General features: G+C 63.7%; 18 protein-coding genes. 12 read left to right on the top strand and 6 right to left on the bottom strand.

Annotated features, from left to right (window positions below):
* Nucleotides 1-96: 96 nt before the first annotated feature.
* The gene (locus BJ6T_RS24335; protein ID WP_014495140.1) at nucleotides 97-381 is read right to left on the bottom strand and encodes a hypothetical protein; all 285 of its coding nucleotides are present in this window, start codon (nucleotides 379-381) and stop codon (nucleotides 97-99) included.
* Nucleotides 382-570: 189 nt separating this feature from the next.
* Here BJ6T_RS24335 and BJ6T_RS24330 point away from each other — a divergent pair, with 189 nt between their 5' ends.
* The 3 genes from BJ6T_RS24330 to BJ6T_RS24325 all read left to right on the top strand — a co-directional run bounded on the left by BJ6T_RS24330 (nucleotide 571) and on the right by BJ6T_RS24325 (nucleotide 2,201).
* Nucleotides 571-1,158, top strand: coding sequence for a formyltransferase family protein (locus BJ6T_RS24330; RefSeq protein WP_014495139.1), 588 nt, complete (start codon nucleotides 571-573; stop codon nucleotides 1,156-1,158).
* Between the two features lie 208 nt (nucleotides 1,159-1,366).
* Entirely contained in the window at nucleotides 1,367-1,711 is a 345-nt protein-coding gene (locus tag BJ6T_RS43845) for a hypothetical protein (RefSeq protein WP_014495138.1), read from the top strand.
* A complete protein-coding gene (locus BJ6T_RS24325) occupies nucleotides 1,656-2,201 on the top strand; it encodes a hypothetical protein (protein WP_014495137.1) in 546 nt (181 codons plus the stop codon). Before BJ6T_RS43845 ends, BJ6T_RS24325 begins: the two co-directional genes overlap by 56 nt.
* A 48-nt stretch (nucleotides 2,202-2,249) precedes the next feature.
* Here the strand turns inward: BJ6T_RS24325 and BJ6T_RS24320 are convergent, their stop codons facing one another.
* Nucleotides 2,250-2,657 carry a RidA family protein gene (locus tag BJ6T_RS24320; RefSeq protein WP_014495136.1) on the bottom strand — a complete coding sequence of 136 codons (408 nt, stop codon included), beginning with the start codon at nucleotides 2,655-2,657 and terminating at the stop codon, nucleotides 2,250-2,252.
* Between the two features lie 147 nt (nucleotides 2,658-2,804).
* On the opposite strand from BJ6T_RS24320, the gene BJ6T_RS24315 reads away from it, so the two are divergent.
* Nucleotides 2,805-3,680 carry a DMT family transporter gene (locus tag BJ6T_RS24315; protein WP_028169492.1) on the top strand — a complete coding sequence of 292 codons (876 nt, stop codon included), beginning with the start codon at nucleotides 2,805-2,807 and terminating at the stop codon, nucleotides 3,678-3,680.
* Nucleotides 3,681-3,884: 204 nt separating this feature from the next.
* Nucleotides 3,885-5,312: a caspase family protein gene (locus tag BJ6T_RS24310; protein WP_014495134.1), complete on the top strand. Its 1,428-nt coding sequence runs from the start codon at nucleotides 3,885-3,887 to the stop codon at nucleotides 5,310-5,312.
* 56 nt (nucleotides 5,313-5,368) lie between these two features.
* Here BJ6T_RS24310 and BJ6T_RS24305 read toward each other — a convergent pair whose 3' ends face one another.
* Nucleotides 5,369-6,328, bottom strand: coding sequence for a LysR family transcriptional regulator (locus BJ6T_RS24305; protein WP_014495133.1), 960 nt, complete (start codon nucleotides 6,326-6,328; stop codon nucleotides 5,369-5,371).
* A 125-nt stretch (nucleotides 6,329-6,453) separates the two neighbouring features.
* On the opposite strand from BJ6T_RS24305, the gene solA reads away from it, so the two are divergent.
* From solA to BJ6T_RS24280, 5 genes are all read left to right on the top strand, one after another.
* Entirely contained in the window at nucleotides 6,454-7,623 is a 1,170-nt protein-coding gene (solA, locus tag BJ6T_RS24300) for an N-methyl-L-tryptophan oxidase (protein ID WP_014495132.1), read from the top strand.
* A gap of 75 nt (nucleotides 7,624-7,698) precedes the next feature.
* Nucleotides 7,699-8,511 (top strand): transporter substrate-binding domain-containing protein, encoded by an 813-nt coding sequence (locus tag BJ6T_RS24295; protein ID WP_014495131.1) that lies wholly within the window; start codon nucleotides 7,699-7,701, stop codon nucleotides 8,509-8,511.
* A gap of 98 nt (nucleotides 8,512-8,609) precedes the next feature.
* Nucleotides 8,610-9,353 carry an amino acid ABC transporter permease gene (locus tag BJ6T_RS24290; protein WP_014495130.1) on the top strand — a complete coding sequence of 248 codons (744 nt, stop codon included), beginning with the start codon at nucleotides 8,610-8,612 and terminating at the stop codon, nucleotides 9,351-9,353.
* Nucleotides 9,350-10,192: an amino acid ABC transporter permease gene (locus BJ6T_RS24285; RefSeq protein WP_014495129.1), complete on the top strand. Its 843-nt coding sequence runs from the start codon at nucleotides 9,350-9,352 to the stop codon at nucleotides 10,190-10,192. Before BJ6T_RS24290 ends, BJ6T_RS24285 begins: the two co-directional genes overlap by 4 nt.
* Nucleotides 10,193-10,203: 11 nt before the next feature.
* Nucleotides 10,204-10,956 (top strand): amino acid ABC transporter ATP-binding protein, encoded by a 753-nt coding sequence (locus tag BJ6T_RS24280; protein WP_014495128.1) that lies wholly within the window; start codon nucleotides 10,204-10,206, stop codon nucleotides 10,954-10,956.
* Nucleotides 10,957-10,998: 42 nt separating this feature from the next.
* On the opposite strand, the gene BJ6T_RS24275 is transcribed toward BJ6T_RS24280, so the two are convergent.
* Together BJ6T_RS24275 and cysK are read right to left on the bottom strand one after the other, a co-directional pair.
* Entirely contained in the window at nucleotides 10,999-11,238 is a 240-nt protein-coding gene (locus BJ6T_RS24275) for a BrnA antitoxin family protein (protein WP_014495127.1), read from the bottom strand.
* A gap of 3 nt (nucleotides 11,239-11,241) precedes the next feature.
* The gene (gene cysK, locus BJ6T_RS24270; protein WP_014495126.1) at nucleotides 11,242-12,219 is read right to left on the bottom strand and encodes a cysteine synthase A; all 978 of its coding nucleotides are present in this window, start codon (nucleotides 12,217-12,219) and stop codon (nucleotides 11,242-11,244) included.
* 223 nt (nucleotides 12,220-12,442) lie between these two features.
* Between cysK and BJ6T_RS24265 the strand changes: the two genes are divergently transcribed.
* The gene (locus BJ6T_RS24265; protein WP_014495125.1) at nucleotides 12,443-12,661 is read left to right on the top strand and encodes a hypothetical protein; all 219 of its coding nucleotides are present in this window, start codon (nucleotides 12,443-12,445) and stop codon (nucleotides 12,659-12,661) included.
* Here BJ6T_RS24265 and tgt read toward each other — a convergent pair whose 3' ends face one another.
* Nucleotides 12,662-13,810 carry a tRNA guanosine(34) transglycosylase Tgt gene (gene tgt, locus BJ6T_RS24260; RefSeq protein WP_014495124.1) on the bottom strand — a complete coding sequence of 383 codons (1,149 nt, stop codon included), beginning with the start codon at nucleotides 13,808-13,810 and terminating at the stop codon, nucleotides 12,662-12,664.
* 243 nt (nucleotides 13,811-14,053) lie between these two features.
* Here tgt and BJ6T_RS24255 point away from each other — a divergent pair, with 243 nt between their 5' ends.
* A complete protein-coding gene (locus BJ6T_RS24255; protein WP_014495123.1) occupies nucleotides 14,054-15,208 on the top strand; it encodes a patatin-like phospholipase family protein in 1,155 nt (384 codons plus the stop codon).
* The last annotated feature ends 25 nt before the right edge of the window (nucleotides 15,209-15,233 follow it).

The following is a 15,233-nucleotide window of genomic DNA, read 5'->3' as shown; positions in this document are numbered from 1 at the left end:
CGCATTCTAGCGGCATACGAGGGCTCCTTATGTCAGGAATGAAACAGAGGAACCGGCGGATGCATCATTTGCTGTCGATGTGGCCGCGCGGCAACGCTAGTCCGTGACGCAAAAATACGTGCGCGGCAGCCTGCGGTAGGCGCTGTAGCGGTAGTACGGCCTGTAGGCGTAGCTGCGATAGAGTGCGGGCGGCTCCTCGCCGTAATAGGCGCCGTGATAGAAATTATAGACCGGCCCTTCGGCGCAACGAAAGGCATCCCACGTCGGACCGATGAACGGCGCCACCCCGACCTCGGGCGGGACCGCCGGATACGGCCCGCCGGCGCGTGCGGGCGCGGCTACGCTCAGTGCCGCGAGAAGGAAAAACCACGCGCTTCGCATGCGCTCGCTCCTGATACGGGGCAATACGCGCATGGAAGCACCGGAACGGCCGGCTGCGCAATCGCGGAGCCCGTCGCGCCCTGCGCCCGGTGCATTGTTGATAACCGGCACAAACCGCCCGCGGCTGGTGACAGGACGCACCGACGTGTTATCGGGGGATGACGCAGTTGCGAGACGGATCGGACACCCATGCGCATTACCCTCGTCGGCTCCCGCCATTTCGGCGTGACCACCCTGAACATGCTCCGGGAGCACAGCGTCTCGATCGTGCGGGTCGTCGTGGCCGACGCCGAGGATCGCCTCGCCGCGAGCGCCAAGGCGGCCGGCATCGAGGTGGCGGTCCAGGCCAATCCGAAGCTGGTGGTCGCCTCCGAAATCGGCCCCGACACCGACCTGATCATCACCGCCCACAGCCACGCCCGGATCGGCAAGGACGCCCTGGCCGCGGCGAAGTTCGGCGGGATCGGCTATCATCCCTCGCTGCTGCCGCGTCATCGGGGCAAAGCCGCCGTGGAATGGACCATCAAGGAAGGCGATCCAATCGCCGGCGGCACGATCTATCATCTTGCCGACGTCATGGACGCCGGCGCCATCGCCGCCCAGGACTGGTGCTTCGTCAAGAAGGGCGAGACGGCTCGCGAGCTCTGGGAGCGCGCGCTCGCTCCGCTCGGCCTCAAGCTGCTGGCCGACGTGATCGACTACGTCAAGGTCCACAAGGCGCTGCCCTCCAAGGTTCAGGACGAGCAGTTCGCGACCTTGGCGCCAAGTCTTTCGTGAGTCCTTTCCTCAGTCCTTCCCCTGAGTCTCTCCTGACGTTTACCCTTAACGTGAAGCCGCGTTGATTCTGCTTCGAAAATTGGAGCCGGAAACACAAATAAACCATTGTTTCCACAGGAACAATTTTCGCTTTGGCAACGCAACAAATTTCCGTCACATTTGGGCCGAATAAGCGTCAGCATATCAGACAGATTCAAGGACGGAATTCATGCGTTTTGGTCGCATTACGGCATTCTGTGCCGCATCAGTCATCACCCTCGCCGCTCCCGCTTTCGCCCAGACCCCCTATGACGGCAACTGGCACGTCACCATCGTCACCAAGAGCGGTACCTGCGAGCCGACCGCCAGTTCCATGCTGACGGTTGCCGACGGCAAGATCACCGCGCCCGGCGCTAACGTTTCCGGCACCATCGGCAGCGGGGGACTTGTGAAAGTTTCGATCAATGGTGCATATGCCAACGGTCAACTCAGCGGCAACGCCGGATCGGGGAAGTGGAATGGAGCATCTGCAGGCATACCGTGCAGCGGGCGGTGGGAAGCATCGCGCCAATAAGCAATTCGGGACCAGCACCCTAAACCGGCGGCTGCTGATTGCGGCCGCCGTTTTGTTTGCGGCGGGGATCGCCAACTCTGAGAGCAAGGCCCAGTCCGGCCCGTTCGCCCCGCTGGCGGGCAGCTGGAGCGGTGCAGGCACCGTCACGCTGGATGACGGCTCGACCGAGCGGATCCGCTGCCGGGCCAGATACGCCCCGATCGGACCGACGATGGAGATGTCGCTGACCTGCGCCAGCGACGCCTACAAGTTCAATCTCGGCGCCAACGTCAGGGCTGAAGGCGGCGCCATCGCCGGCAGCTGGTCCGAGGCCAGCCGCAACATCAGCGGCTCCCTCCAGGGCCGCGGCGCTGGCGGAACCTACGAGCTCGTCGCCTCGACCGCCGGCTTCAACGCCAACATCTCGCTGAAGACGTCCGGCAACAAGCAGAGCGTCACGATGCGCGCGGACAGCCAGTTCCGCGGCGCCAACATCTCGCTGTCGCGCTAAGGCGGGCCGCGTTCAAGCCAAAAGCCCCGGCGATTCCGCCGGGGCTTTTTATGCGTTTTGTGCGTTCGGCACGAACGCCGTGACCTCGATTTCGACCTTGGCCCGCTCGTCCACGAGACCGCCGATGTAGAGCAGCGTCGAGGGCGGAAAATTTCGCCCCAGTGTTTCCTTCCACGCCGCGCCGATGCCCGCCCCGGCCGCTTCATATTCGCTACGGCTGGTCAGGTACCAGGTCAGGCGGACGATGTGCTCCGGGCCGGCTCCGGCCTCGCCCAGCAGCTTGATGATCCGCTTCAGCGCGGTTGCGACCTGCGCCGCCATGTCAGGCGCGTAATTGCCGGTCTCGTCGCCGCCGGTCTGCCCGGCCAGCACCACCCAGCGGCCCGGCCCTTCGGCCACCACGCCGTGAGAAAAGCCCCGCGGTTTCTTCCATTCGGCCGGCTGCAAGATTTGCATGAGCGAAGATCTCGCTTTTCTTGTTGTTCAATGATGCCTTAGCACGCCGCCCTGCATCGCTGCATCCGCAGTTTTGGCCGTTGCAAACGCCGGCGATGTCGCCGATACCGGCCCTCCCCTCAGGCTCGATCGCCCGCACCAGCAAAGATGACCGCGACACCGTCCAAAACGATGGCTGCACTGTGGATGGCCGGCTGGCTGGCGCTCATGCTGGTCATGGCGGTTGCCGGCCGCGAGACCACGCGCGAGCTGAACGTTTTTGAAATTATGGAAGTGCGCTCGGTGATCGGCTTCACGCTGCTGCTGCCGATCATCTACCGGGCCGGCGGCTTCAAGGCGGTCGCGACCAAACGCCTGCCCCAGCACCTCGCGCGCAACGGCGTCCATTATTTCGCGCAGCTCGGCTGGTTCTATGCACTGACGCTGATCGGGATCGGCCAGGTCGTCGCGATCGAATTCACCATGCCGATCTGGACCGCGCTGCTGGCCGCAACGTTCCTGTCCGAGCGCATGACCGTGTGGAAGATCGCCGCCATCGCGCTCGGCATCGTCGGCGTCGTCATGATCGTGCGGCCCGCCACCGGCGAGATCAATCCGGGTCAGCTGATCGCGCTGGGAGCCGCGATCGGCTTCAGCATTTCCATGATCTTGGCGAAATCGCTGACCCGGACCGAGAGCGCATTGTCGATCCTGTTCTGGATGATCGTGGTGCAGATGGTCGTGGGCCTGCTGCCGACGCTCTATGTCTGGACCTGGCCGTCAACCACCCTCTGGGGATGGCTCTTCGTCATCGGGGTCTGCGGCACATTCTCGCACTATTGCCTCGCCAGCGCGCTCCGCTACGCGGATGCAACCATCGTGGTGCCGATGGACTTCCTGCGGGTGCCGCTCACCGCGACTGTCGGCTGGCTGCTGTATTCGGAGCGGCTCGATGCCTGGACCGTGCTCGGCGCGACGCTGATCCTGTGCGGCAATCTCCTGAACCTGAAGCCGACCGCCCCGATTCCCGCCCGCGCACAGTGAACCTCGCCCGGTCTCGCGCGACAAAAACGAAGTGGCCGTGTGATCTGGATCACGTTGGAGGGTCATTCCATCGTGCACATTCGGCCACACAGCAGCGGGTTGAATACGACGTACTGCCGTTTTGGTGGCGCGAAGTCGGGCACTTCGTGTAGGTTCGTTGCCAATTTGTTGCTGCCTGCAATTCGATTCTGTTGGGGATTTCAGATGCGCACTCTCACCCTGCTCGCTTCGCTGATGTGCATGGCACTTTCGGTCAGTGCCGCGAAGGCCGACCGCCGTGTCGCTTTCGTCGTCGGCAACGGCTCCTACAAGAACGTCGCACAATTGCCGAACCCGCCGATCGACGCAAAGGCGATGGCGGCGACCCTGCGCAATGTCGGCTTCGAGGTGATCGAGGGATCCAACCTCACCCGCGACCAGATGACGGAGAAGCTCCTGGACTTCGGCCGCAAGGCGCAAGGCTCCGATGTCGCAGTGTTCTATTACGCCGGCCACGGCATCGCGGTCAGCGGCAGCAACTACCTCCTGCCCGTCGACGCTGACATCAAGTCGGAGATGGACGTTAAGCTCGGCGCAGCCATCAATATCGACCTGACGCTCGAGCAGACCATGGGCGACGCCAAGGTCAAGCTTGTCTTCCTCGACGCCTGCCGCGACAATCCTTTCGCCGCCAAGATCAAGTCGAACTCGGCAACGCGCAGCGTCAACGTGCAGAGCGGTCTTGCGGAGATGAAGTCGGGCGAAGGCACTCTGATCGCGTTCGCCACCGGCCCGGGCCAGACCGCGCTCGACGGCCAGGAGGGCAACAACAGCCCGTTCACCCGCGCGCTGATCGACAACATCACCAAGCCCGGCGTCGAGATCCAGCAGGCGATGACGTCGGTGCGCGCCCAGGTCAACGAAGAGACCCGCAAGGGCCAGCTGCCTTGGGGCCACACCAACCTGATCGGCGCGGTCTATCTCAACCCGTCGCAGCAGACGCAGGTTGCCAACGCAGCCCCGACCGCTTCTGGAAACGTGCCGGCAGCAGCGAGCAGTTCCGACGGTGTCGAGCTCGAGTACTGGCGCTCGGTCAAGGAATCCAACAAGCCGGAAGAGCTCAACGCCTATCTCTCGGCCTATCCGAACGGCCAGTTCAAGGCGCTGGCGCTGGCGCGGCTTGCGGCGATCAAGAGCGGCCCGTCCACGGCGACCCGCAATCTGAACTCCGGCATCGATCCCGCGACCTTCACCGATGACGCCAGCCAGCTCACCGAGGACCAGATCGGCCTCGACAAGGGCCAGCGCCGCGACGTGCAGCGCCGCCTGACCGGGCTCGGCTTCGACACCAAGGTCACCGGTGCGTTCACCGACGAGACCCGCTCGGTGCTGAAGCGCTGGCAGGCCGCTCGCGGTTATCCCTCGACCGGCTACCTCAACAAGCTCCAGCACAAAGCGCTGCTGTCCGAGATCGTGGCGACCGCGCCGGCTACCGCGAGCGACGACAGCGCGAAGCCGGCCCGGCGTGCTGCCCCCGCCCAGGCCCAGAGCAGCGCACCGGTTCAGCATCGCAACAGCGGCGGCGGCGATGCCGGCGCAGCCTTCGTCGGCGGCGTCGTCGGCGGCATGATGGGCGGCATGTTCCGCCGCTGAGGCGCAAGACCAGAGCTCAAGCAGAAAAGCCCGGCGCCAGCCGGGCTTTTTCGCTGCTAGTAATCCTGGGTGAACCAGGGCACGAGCGTCCGGACACGCGGCATCGCCTGCGTCGTAATGCTCATTCGCGCCATCTCGGCGATGCGCGGCGCCAATGACGAGAGATCTCCACGGCGGGTCACCAGAAGCAGCTCACGAAAGAATCCAGGGCCCGGCAGCGGGAGAGCGCTGACCTGGGCCGCGTGGGCAAGCCCCTGCAACAGGCACAGCGGTGTGGTGATCGCCACGCCCATCCCTGTCGCGACCATGGCTACCAGGCTGTCCGAGGTGTCAAACTCGAAGGCCCGTGGCGGGCGAATGCCCAAGCGGCTCAGATGGCGCTCGACCTGAGCGCCGACATAGGAGCGTTCGCTGTGCCGGACCAGACGATGCCGGGCGAGGATCTCGCGCAAATCAAGGTCGGCGAATTCAGCTTCCAGTCCGCGCGGCACCACCAGCAGGTACGGCTCGCGGTAGAACGGGAAGCGCTCGACATCATACAGGACGTCCATCGCATCGCATGTGATCGCCGCGTCGATCATGCGACGAACAAGGGCCTCCGCATGAGAATGCGCAAGCCCCGACCATGCCGACAGGCTTAGCGCGATCGAGCCCGTCATGAGTTCCTTGACGAGGTGCGCGCCGACGGTGCCCGCATAGGAATCGACGAGGCCGAGCCGGAGATCGACACGTGCAGACTGTTCCGCCGCAGCCCGGAGCGTGCTGAGAAGCACGTCGAAGTCGCGATTCAGATCGAGAACGCGGTCTGCGAGGATGCGCCCTGCCCGTGTCGGCGTCAGCGGCCTGCGGCTCCGGTTGAAGAAGGCGACGCCGACGGCGGCTTCGGCACGCCTCACCGCCTGGGACACCGCGGATTGCGTCATCCCGAATTGGCGCGACGCCTCGAGCATGCTGCCGGAGTCCGCAACGGCAGCGACAATCTGCAGGCTTCGCAGGTCTGGAACGGGTGGCTGCATCTCGATGACTTAAGCAGAAGTCATATAGGGATGCAAATTCTCTTCATTCCATGAATTATCCTTGTCGAAGAGCCGCATCTGAAAGCAGAATTCGTGCTGTCCTAACAATTAAGCAGTCCCGATCCATGAGCGAGCAAGCGGATATTCTGGTGATCGGCCTCGGTGCCATGGGCAGCGCGGCCCTCTATCAACTGGCCAGGCGCGGGGTAAAGGCGGTCGGCCTCGATCGCTTCGCCCCACCCCACACGATGGGATCCAGCCACGGCGAAACCCGCATCACCCGGCAGGCGGTCGGCGAAGGCCGCGATTACGTGCCCCTGGTGCTGGATACCCACCGGATCTGGCGTGAGCTCGAGGCCGAGACGTCTGCCGAGCTGCTGAACCCATGCGGTCTCGTCGTCATGGCGCCCGGCGTCGGCGAGACGTCGCACCACGGCAAGCCGGATTTCGTCGCGCGCTCAATCGGGGCGGCGCGTGACTTCGGCATCGCGCATGAAGTGATCGACGGGAGAGAGGTGGCTCATCGCTTCCCGCAGTTCCTGAATCTCCAGGGCAACGAGAAGGCCTATTACGAGCCCGGCGGAGGATACGTTTTTCCGGAGCGCTGCATCAAGGCGCAGCTGACGCGCGCGGAGCAGCTCGGAGCAACGATCCGCACGGGAGTCGAGGTTCTCTCGATCGCGCAGCGAGGCTCCGCCGTTCGGGTGGAAACGTCCTCGGGCACATTCGAGGCCGACCAGGTGGTGGTGTCGGCCGGCGGCTGGAATGCCCACCTGCTCGGCGCGCCGTTTGACCGCGTGCTCACGGTGAAGCGGCAGGTGCTGCATTGGTACGAGCTCGACGATACCAGCGCGTATCGCGCCAATTCGCCTGTGTTCATCTGGATGCACGGCGCGACGGATGTCGACTACCTCTACGGCTTCCCGCCGCTGCCTGGCGATCGTCGCCTCAAGGTCGCGACCGAGCAGTACGAGACCAGCACGACGGCCGACACCATCGACCGCACCGTCGATCCCGCGGAATCGGCCGAAATGTACCGGAAGCACGTCGCGGGGCGGCTCGCCGGCGCCACGCCGCGCGTCGCGCAGGCGGCCGCCTGCATCTACACGGTGACGCCCGATCGGGGCTTCATCATCGACCGCCATCCCGACCAGGACAGAATCTGTGTCGTCTCGGCGTGCTCGGGCCACGGCTTCAAGCACTCGGCAGGTATCGGCAACGTCGTAGCCGGGATGGTAACTGACGGTCGCAGCGCGATCGACCTCAGCCCATTCTCCATCTCCCGATTTTCGTGACGTTTGGCACGAGCCTTGTATCTTGAACAGCACACGCAACGCGCGTCGTGATCACAATCCTGGAGGCGTCATCCGATGAGAGACATTGTCCGTTCCATGATGACAGGCATCGCGGCGCTGCTGATGCTTGGCAGTGCCCAAGCAGCTGATGGCGTCGATGCCATCAAGCAGCGCGGTACACTGAATGTCGGCGTCAAGGCTGACTACAAGCCCTTCGGCTTCCGCGATCCCACGGGAAACGTGGTCGGCATCGAGCCGGATCTCGCCGCAGACATTGCCAAGCGCCTCGGCGTCAAACTCGAACTCGTTCCGGTCGCGGCCTCCAACAGGATCGAATTTCTTCAGCAGGGAAAGGTCGACCTGCTGATCGCGACCATGTCGGACAGGCCGGAGCGCCGCCGCGTGGTTCAAGCCATCGAACCGCTGTACTACTCGGACTATGTGAACATCCTTCTCAACAAGAAGTCCGGCATCAAGGACTGGGCCGAACTCAAGGGGAAGCCCGTCTGTGCCACGTCGGGGGCCTGGTACAACAAGGACGTTGCCAAATCCTACGGCCCCGAAATCGTTGCGTTTGACGGCTCGGAGAAGCCTCTGTTCGCCATGAAGCAGGGCAACTGCATCGGCTATGTCTACGATCAGACCTTCCTGCAAGGCAAACTGCTCGAGGACGAGTGGAAGGCGGACTACGACTTGCCCCTGAAAGGTGTTTTGCCATCGCCATGGATGATCGCTGTCGCGCTCGATAATGCCAGCCTGCAGAAGCTGCTCGAAGATACAACAAAGGACTGGATGAAGACCGGCTTCATCGTGGCAGCGGAAAAGAAGTGGGGCATTACGCCGACCGAGTATTCGCTGCTCATGCACGAGCAATACAAGGACAAATAGACGCGCAGAGCGGAGCGCGAGATACGTCTTGCGTTCCGAACAGGTCGAGCCAATGCACTGATACGAGGCATCGCCTCAACAGTTTGGTGTCGCGTAAAATGCACGCAATCGGCGACTGGTTTCAACGGCTCTACGAAACAACGGGGCTGAATTTCTCCGTATTCTACGATGCCTACGATTGGGACCGCTATTTCGGCGGGCTCAAGATGACGCTGCTTCTGAGCGTCACGACCATCCTGTTGAGCCTCATCATCGGCGCGGTGGGCGCCTTGCTGCAGGGTAGTCCGTCGATGCTGTTGCGGCTGCCCGTCAATGCTTTCGTGGTGGTGTTCCGCAACACGCCGCCGCTGGTCCAGATCTTCTTTTTCTATTTCGGCCTCGGCACCATGCTCCCGGCCGTCGAGGCGGCGGGCATGCGCGTTCCGCTGCTGAGCAACGTCCAATGGGCCATCATTTCGCTGTCACTGTTCGCCGCCGCCTTCAACGTCGAAATCTTCCGCTCCGGCATCGAGGCGGTGCCGAGGACGACGCTGGAAGCCGCGGAGGCGCTCGGATACACGCGCCTCAAGGCTTACATCCATATCGTCCTTCCGCTGGCCATTCGTGTCTGCCTTCCCGCATTGAACAACAACCTCGTCAACCTGCTCAAGACGACCACCCTCGCCTACGCGATCGCCGTTCCCGAGACGCTGTATGCGGTCAAGCAGATCTGGTCGGAATCGCAGAACGTCTTCGAAATGATGGTCGTATTGCTGGCGACCTACGGCATCCTTGTCGGCGTCCTCGTCTGGCTGATGCATCGCTGGGAGCGGGCGATGCGCATCCCGGGATATGCCCGATGAAGGACGCCCAACCCGAGCACCGGCTTGCCGTCCTTCTGCCGTACCGTCTCGCGCCGGCCCGGATATCCGTTCGGATCGGCCCGCTGGCGGCCGCGATCCTTTGTTTCTGCGCCATCATGGCCGCGTCCACCGCGTGGGCGCAGACCGGACCGGCGGTGCTGTCCCCGCTGCAAGTCATCGTGAAGTGGTCGCCGCTGCTGCTGCGCGGGTTCGCCTTCAACATCCTGATCTCCCTGCTGGCCATGCTGCTGGGGACCGTCGCCGGGCTTGGCCTGGGTCTGGGGTTGTTGTCGGAGTTTCGGCCGCTCGCCGCCGTCAGCTGGCTCCTGACTCAATTCTTCCGCAACGCGCCCTGGCTGGTGCTGCTGTTCTTCGTCATGTTTCTGGTGCCCTTCCAGGTCACTGTCATCAAGACGACCATCCCGTTGCCGGACTGGATCAAGGCAACGGTGGGCTTCGCATTGCCGGTCATGGCGAACGTCGCCGAGGTCGTGCGCGGCGCCGTCCGCTCCATTCCGTCGACGCAATGGGAGGCGGCGGAATCGCTCTCGTTCACGCGGCGCCAGACGATGTGGCTGATCATGCTGCCACAGTGCATCAAGCGCATGCTGCCACCCTGGATGAACGTCTATGCGCTGGTCGCGATGTCGACGGTGCTGGCATCGATCGTCGGTGTTTCGGAGATGCTCACCCTGACGGCGCAGGTGCATGCCGCCGAAGGCGGCAGGCCGGAGCTGTTCGCGCCGCTCTATGGTTTCGCGCTGCTGTGTTTCTTTCTCTACTGTTATCCGATCAACCTCTGGACCGCTCGTCTCGAGCGTCGGTTCCGCATACGCTGAGGGAGCAGAGCATGGCAACGAGCTGGACTCCGGATCAGCCCATCGTCCAATGCACAGACGTCAGAAAGTCGTTCGGAGCTCTCGAGGTTCTGAAGGGCATCAGCCTGTCGGTCAAAAAGAGCGAGGTGATCTGTATCATCGGCCCGTCTGGATCAGGAAAATCCACGCTGATCCGCTGCATCAATGCGCTGCAGCCGATCTCGTCCGGCAGCATTCAGATCGAAGGCATCGAGGTGTCCGATCCCAGGCTCGACAAGCTGGCGCTGCGCCGCAAGGTCGGGATGGTGTTTCAGCAGTACAATCTTTTCCCGCACAAGACGGCGCTCCAGAACGTGATGATGGCGCCGATCCATGTTCTCGGCCAGAAGCGTGCCGAGGTCGAAGCGCGCGCCCGGGCGCTGCTTGCCAAGGTGCGGCTCGCGGGGAAGGAGGATACCTATCCCGGCGAACTCTCCGGCGGACAGCAGCAGCGCGTGGCCATCGCCCGCTCGCTGGCGATGCGACCCGACATCATGCTGTTCGACGAAGTTACGGCCGCCCTCGATCCGGAAACGGTCAAGGAGGTCCTGGTCACCATCCGGGAGCTGGCCGAGGATGGCATGACATGCCTCCTCGTCACCCATGAAATGAACTTCGCACGTGAGGTCGCCGATCACGTCTACTTCACCGACCGCGGTGTGATCGTCGAGCACGGGCCGCCGGAGGCCCTGTTTACGGCAGCAAAGGACGAGCGAACGCAGCGGTTTCTGTCGCAAGTCCTCTGAGTTCGCCGGCACGCCGCCCTTCGGCGCCCCTGGCAGGGGGCGTTACTTCCCCGCCGCCTTGCGCAGCGCCTCGTTGATCCGCTCCTGCCAGCCCGGCCCGCCCTGCTGGAAGAACTCCAGCACGTCCTGGTCGATGCGCAGCGTGACCTGCTCCCTGATTCCCGGCGCCACGTTCGGCTTCGGCGGCGCCACGGCGACCTTGGCGGTCACCTTCTTGAACGCCGCCTCGGCCTCCGACCGCGCATCGCCAAGCGTGCGCGGCCGCCTCGGTTGATCCGTCATGTCCTAGATTCCCTCAAACAGAGCCGTCGAAAGATACCGCTCGGAGAAGGACGGCACTATAGCCAGAATGGTTTTTCCCGCAGCTTCCGGCCGCTTGCCGATCTGGAGCGCAGCCGCGATCGCAGCGCCTGAGGAGATGCCGCCGGGAATGCCCTCATGCCGCGCCAGCGCCCGGGCGGTCTCGATCGCGGTCGTCGAGTTGATCTTCACGATCTCGTCAATCACCGAGCGGTCGAGGATGTCCGGCACGAAGCCGGCGCCGATGCCCTGGATCTTGTGCGGCGTGTGCTGGCCCCCTGAGAGCACAGGGCTTTCCTCCGGCTCGACCGCCACCACCCGCAAGGACGGCTTGCGCGGCTTGAGCACCTGGCCGACGCCGGTGATGGTGCCGCCGGTGCCGACGCCGGCGACGAAGACATCGACGCTGCCGCCGGTGTCGTTCCAAATCTCCTCGGCGGTGGTGCGACGGTGCACCTCGGGATTGGCGAGGTTCTTGAACTGCTGCGGCATGACCGAGTTCGGCGTCGTCTTCAGGAGCTCCTCGGCGGTCGCGATCGCGCCCTTCATGCCCTGTGCCGCAGGCGTCAGCACCAGTTCGGCGCCGAGAAAGGCCAGCATCTTGCGCCGCTCGATCGACATCGATTCCGGCATCACCAGCTTGAGCCGGTAACCGCGCGAAGCCGCGACGAAGGCGAGCGCGATGCCGGTGTTGCCCGAGGTCGGCTCGATCAGCACGGTGTCAGGCTTGACGATGCCGGCCTTCTCCATCGCGATGATCATGGCCGCGCCGATGCGATCCTTCACGCTCGCGGCGGGATTGAAATATTCAAGTTTTGCCAAAATCGTCGCGTTGACGCCGTGCATGCCCGGCAGCCGCTGCAAGCGCACGATCGGCGTGTCGCCAAAGGCCTCGACGATCGAAGAATAGATCCGGCCGCGGCCGGGCTGGTGCGCTGCACCCGTGTTGGACGATGCGTCCATGATGAACTCCCTGTGACGACAATTTCTGCTTCTGCAGCGTCTCTTGTGCAGTAACGGACAGCTTGGGATGACACGCAAGCGACAATGCGGCACATGTTAAATACGCTGCATCGCAAAATCGCGTGAGCTGTAATTATCAGAAAACCAACGTATTTGTGTTGCGACCTCGTCAACTGATTCGGTCTATGTTAGACTTAGGTCTTAAAGCAGAGAGGTCACCACGATGTCAGCAGTTGCTGAAGTGTTGTCGACCGTCGCCCATCATCGCGACCCGCGTTGCAGCGAGTTGCCGACCTGCCCCGTCTGCGCCGACTCGATGGTCGCCGCCGAAGCATCCGCCTACATCTCTGACCACATGATCAGCTATCTCTGGACCTGCGACAATTGCGGCTACGGCTTCGTGACCAAGCACGCCGTCAGGCAGCGGATCGTCTGCAATTGACTAGCGCGGGGCGATGTCGCCCCTCGCCCAGTCCTGGCGCGTACGCTGGTAGAACTCGTCGAACGTCCCGTGTGCGATCGCGTCCCTGATGCCCTGCATCAGGAACTGGTAGTAGGCGATATTGATCTCGGAGAGCAGCATGGCGCCCAGCGTCTCGCCCGCCTTGACGAGATGATGCAGGTAGGCGCGCGCGTAGTTGCGCGCCGACGGCCAGGAACTCTCTTCGTCGAGCGGGCGCGGATCGTCGGCGTGGCGCGCGTTGCGCAAATTGACCTGGCCGAAGCGCGTGAAGGCGACGCCATGCCGGCCATTGCGCGTCGGCATCACGCAATCGAACATGTCGATGCCGCGCTTGAACGCTTCGAGGATGTCGTCCGGCGTGCCGACGCCCATCAGGTAGCGCGGCCGCTCCCTCGGCAGCATCGGCGCGGTCTCGTCGATCATCGCCAGCATCACCGCCTGAGGCTCGCCGACGGCAAGGCCGCCGATCGCATAGCCATGGAAGCCGATTGCAACGAGGCCTTCGGCGCTGGCGTGACGAAGCTGCGGCACGTCGCCGCCCTGCACGATGCCGAACAGCATGTAACCGTCGGGCGCACTCTCGAATGCGCGCTTGCTTCGCTCGGCCCAGCGCAGCGACAGCCGCATCGCCCGCTCGATGTCGTCCCGCTCGGCCGGCAGCCGCACGCATTCGTCCATCTGCATGGCGATGTCGGAGCCGAGGAAGCGCTGCACCTCGATCGAGCGCTCCGGTGACAGCTCGACCTTGGCGCCGTCGATATGCGAACGGAATGTGACGGCGTTCTCGGTGACCTTGCGCAGGTCCGACAGCGACATCACCTGGAAGCCGCCCGAATCCGTCAGCATGGGCCCGTTCCAGCCGGTGAACCGCTGCAGGCCGCCGAGCGCCGAGATCCGCTCGGCGCCGGGACGCAGCATCAGATGATAGGTGTTGCCGAGCACGATGTCGGCGCCGGCCTCACGCACCTCGCGCCAGTGCATGCCCTTCATGGCGCCGGCGGTTCCGACCGGCATGAAGGCCGGCGTCCGCACCACGCCGTGCGGCGTGGTCAGGCGCCCGGTGCGCGCGGCGCCATCGGTGGCGAGCAGTTCGAAATGATTGGGTAGACCGGTGTCGGGAAGATTCATGGTCGTGCTTATTGCGTGTCGGAAGAGGCTGATCAACCCGCTCGGACCACGCCAGAGCCGGCTTGTGGTTCAGACCGGGACATATTTGACGCCGACTTGATCGCCCGGCTCGCTTGCCAAACAAAACGATACCGTGTAGTTTTTGCGCGGGGTTGGACGAGATGCCACGGTGAATTTTGCCGGCGGCAGTACTTGCGTGATCGCCAGCCACCGACAATGCCCTCCGCTTCATGTTCGACCGAAATGTCCGGCCCCTCGCGCGGCTGGATCAGACAGACAGGCGTCCGCCTGACCGGATTCCTGGTTCTGGCGTGCAGCCTGGCACTCGGCGCCTGCACCTCCTTGCCCCGCACGCCCTATACCTCCGCCGAGGCCAGCACGTCGCGCGTGCTCGATATCGACGGCTTGCGCCGCTACGCCGACGAGCCCGTCACGAAATTCAGATTCGACAAGGACACCAGCACCGCGACGAAATCCTATCTGGCGCTCTCCGGCGGCGGCGCTGACGGCGCCTACGGCGTCGGCGTGCTGAGCGGTTGGACCGCTGCCAGAACCCGTCCCACCTTCTCGGTCGTCTCGGGCGTGAGCACCGGCGGCCTGATCGCGCCTTTTGCGTTCCTCGGCTCGCAATATGACGACACGCTGAGGGAGGTCTACACCAGCGGCATCGCCGAGAGCCTCCTGAACGATCCCAGCATCATGCGCGTGCTGTTCGGATCCGGCCTGTTCGGCAACACGCGGCTGCGCGAGCTCGTCGCCCGCTATGTCGGGCCGGAGATCATGGCGCAGGTCGCGCGTGAAAACGCCAGGGGTCGAAAGCTGCTGGTGGTGACCACCGATCTCGACACCCAGCGGACCGCCATCTGGGACATGGGCAAGATCGCAGCGGTCGGAACACCCGAGGCGCTCAAACTGTTTCGCGACGTGATGGCGGCCTCCGCCAGCATTCCCCTGGTGTTTCCGCCCATCATGATCGACGCCGAAGGCCAGGGCCGCAGATTTCAGGAGATGCATGTCGACGGCGGCGTGACGGCGCCGGTGCTGACGCTGCCGGAAGCCCTGCTCTCCCAGGACCGCCTGCCCGGCAACGCGCGGATGAACATCTACATCCTCGTCAACAAGAAGATCGAACGCAATTTCGAGCTCGTGTCCAACAGCACCATCGACGTCGCCTCGCGCAGCCTGTCGTCGATCACCCAGTCGCAGACGCGCTCGATCATCTTCTCGACCTATGATTTCGCCAAGCGCAACAATCTCGGCTTCCACCTCTCCTACATCGCACGCGATTATCCCGCGCCGCCTTCGGAAGGGTTCGACACCGCCTATATGCGGGCGCTGTATCAGTACGGATATGAGAAGGCTGCCTCCGGCCAGGCCTGGACTTCAAAGCTGCCGTGATCTCTCGTGACGGAACGAGACAGTG

Origin of the sequence: Bradyrhizobium japonicum USDA 6 (assembly GCF_000284375.1) — a bacterium.
Classification (GTDB): domain Bacteria; phylum Pseudomonadota; class Alphaproteobacteria; order Rhizobiales; family Xanthobacteraceae; genus Bradyrhizobium; species Bradyrhizobium japonicum.
Note: the sequence above shows the minus strand (reverse complement) of the source record. Positions and strands in the feature narration are given on the sequence as shown.

Excerpts from the sequence above, each read along its gene's own strand:
- BJ6T_RS24335 (WP_014495140.1), bottom strand. The coding sequence starts at position 381 with ATGCGAAGCGCGTGGTTTTTCCTTCTCGCGGCACTGAGCGTAGCCGCG.
- BJ6T_RS24330 (WP_014495139.1), top strand. The coding sequence starts at position 571 with ATGCGCATTACCCTCGTCGGCTCCCGCCATTTCGGCGTGACCACCCTG.
- BJ6T_RS43845 (WP_014495138.1), top strand. The coding sequence starts at position 1,367 with ATGCGTTTTGGTCGCATTACGGCATTCTGTGCCGCATCAGTCATCACC.
- BJ6T_RS24325 (WP_014495137.1), top strand. The coding sequence starts at position 1,656 with ATGGAGCATCTGCAGGCATACCGTGCAGCGGGCGGTGGGAAGCATCGC.
- BJ6T_RS24320 (WP_014495136.1), bottom strand. The coding sequence starts at position 2,657 with ATGCAAATCTTGCAGCCGGCCGAATGGAAGAAACCGCGGGGCTTTTCT.
- BJ6T_RS24315 (WP_028169492.1), top strand. The coding sequence starts at position 2,805 with ATGACCGCGACACCGTCCAAAACGATGGCTGCACTGTGGATGGCCGGC.
- BJ6T_RS24310 (WP_014495134.1), top strand. The coding sequence starts at position 3,885 with ATGCGCACTCTCACCCTGCTCGCTTCGCTGATGTGCATGGCACTTTCG.
- BJ6T_RS24305 (WP_014495133.1), bottom strand. The coding sequence starts at position 6,328 with ATGCAGCCACCCGTTCCAGACCTGCGAAGCCTGCAGATTGTCGCTGCC.
- solA (WP_014495132.1), top strand. The coding sequence starts at position 6,454 with ATGAGCGAGCAAGCGGATATTCTGGTGATCGGCCTCGGTGCCATGGGC.
- BJ6T_RS24295 (WP_014495131.1), top strand. The coding sequence starts at position 7,699 with ATGAGAGACATTGTCCGTTCCATGATGACAGGCATCGCGGCGCTGCTG.
- BJ6T_RS24290 (WP_014495130.1), top strand. The coding sequence starts at position 8,610 with ATGCACGCAATCGGCGACTGGTTTCAACGGCTCTACGAAACAACGGGG.
- BJ6T_RS24285 (WP_014495129.1), top strand. The coding sequence starts at position 9,350 with ATGAAGGACGCCCAACCCGAGCACCGGCTTGCCGTCCTTCTGCCGTAC.
- BJ6T_RS24280 (WP_014495128.1), top strand. The coding sequence starts at position 10,204 with ATGGCAACGAGCTGGACTCCGGATCAGCCCATCGTCCAATGCACAGAC.
- BJ6T_RS24275 (WP_014495127.1), bottom strand. The coding sequence starts at position 11,238 with ATGACGGATCAACCGAGGCGGCCGCGCACGCTTGGCGATGCGCGGTCG.
- cysK (WP_014495126.1), bottom strand. The coding sequence starts at position 12,219 with ATGGACGCATCGTCCAACACGGGTGCAGCGCACCAGCCCGGCCGCGGC.
- BJ6T_RS24265 (WP_014495125.1), top strand. The coding sequence starts at position 12,443 with ATGTCAGCAGTTGCTGAAGTGTTGTCGACCGTCGCCCATCATCGCGAC.
- tgt (WP_014495124.1), bottom strand. The coding sequence starts at position 13,810 with ATGAATCTTCCCGACACCGGTCTACCCAATCATTTCGAACTGCTCGCC.
- BJ6T_RS24255 (WP_014495123.1), top strand. The coding sequence starts at position 14,054 with ATGTCCGGCCCCTCGCGCGGCTGGATCAGACAGACAGGCGTCCGCCTG.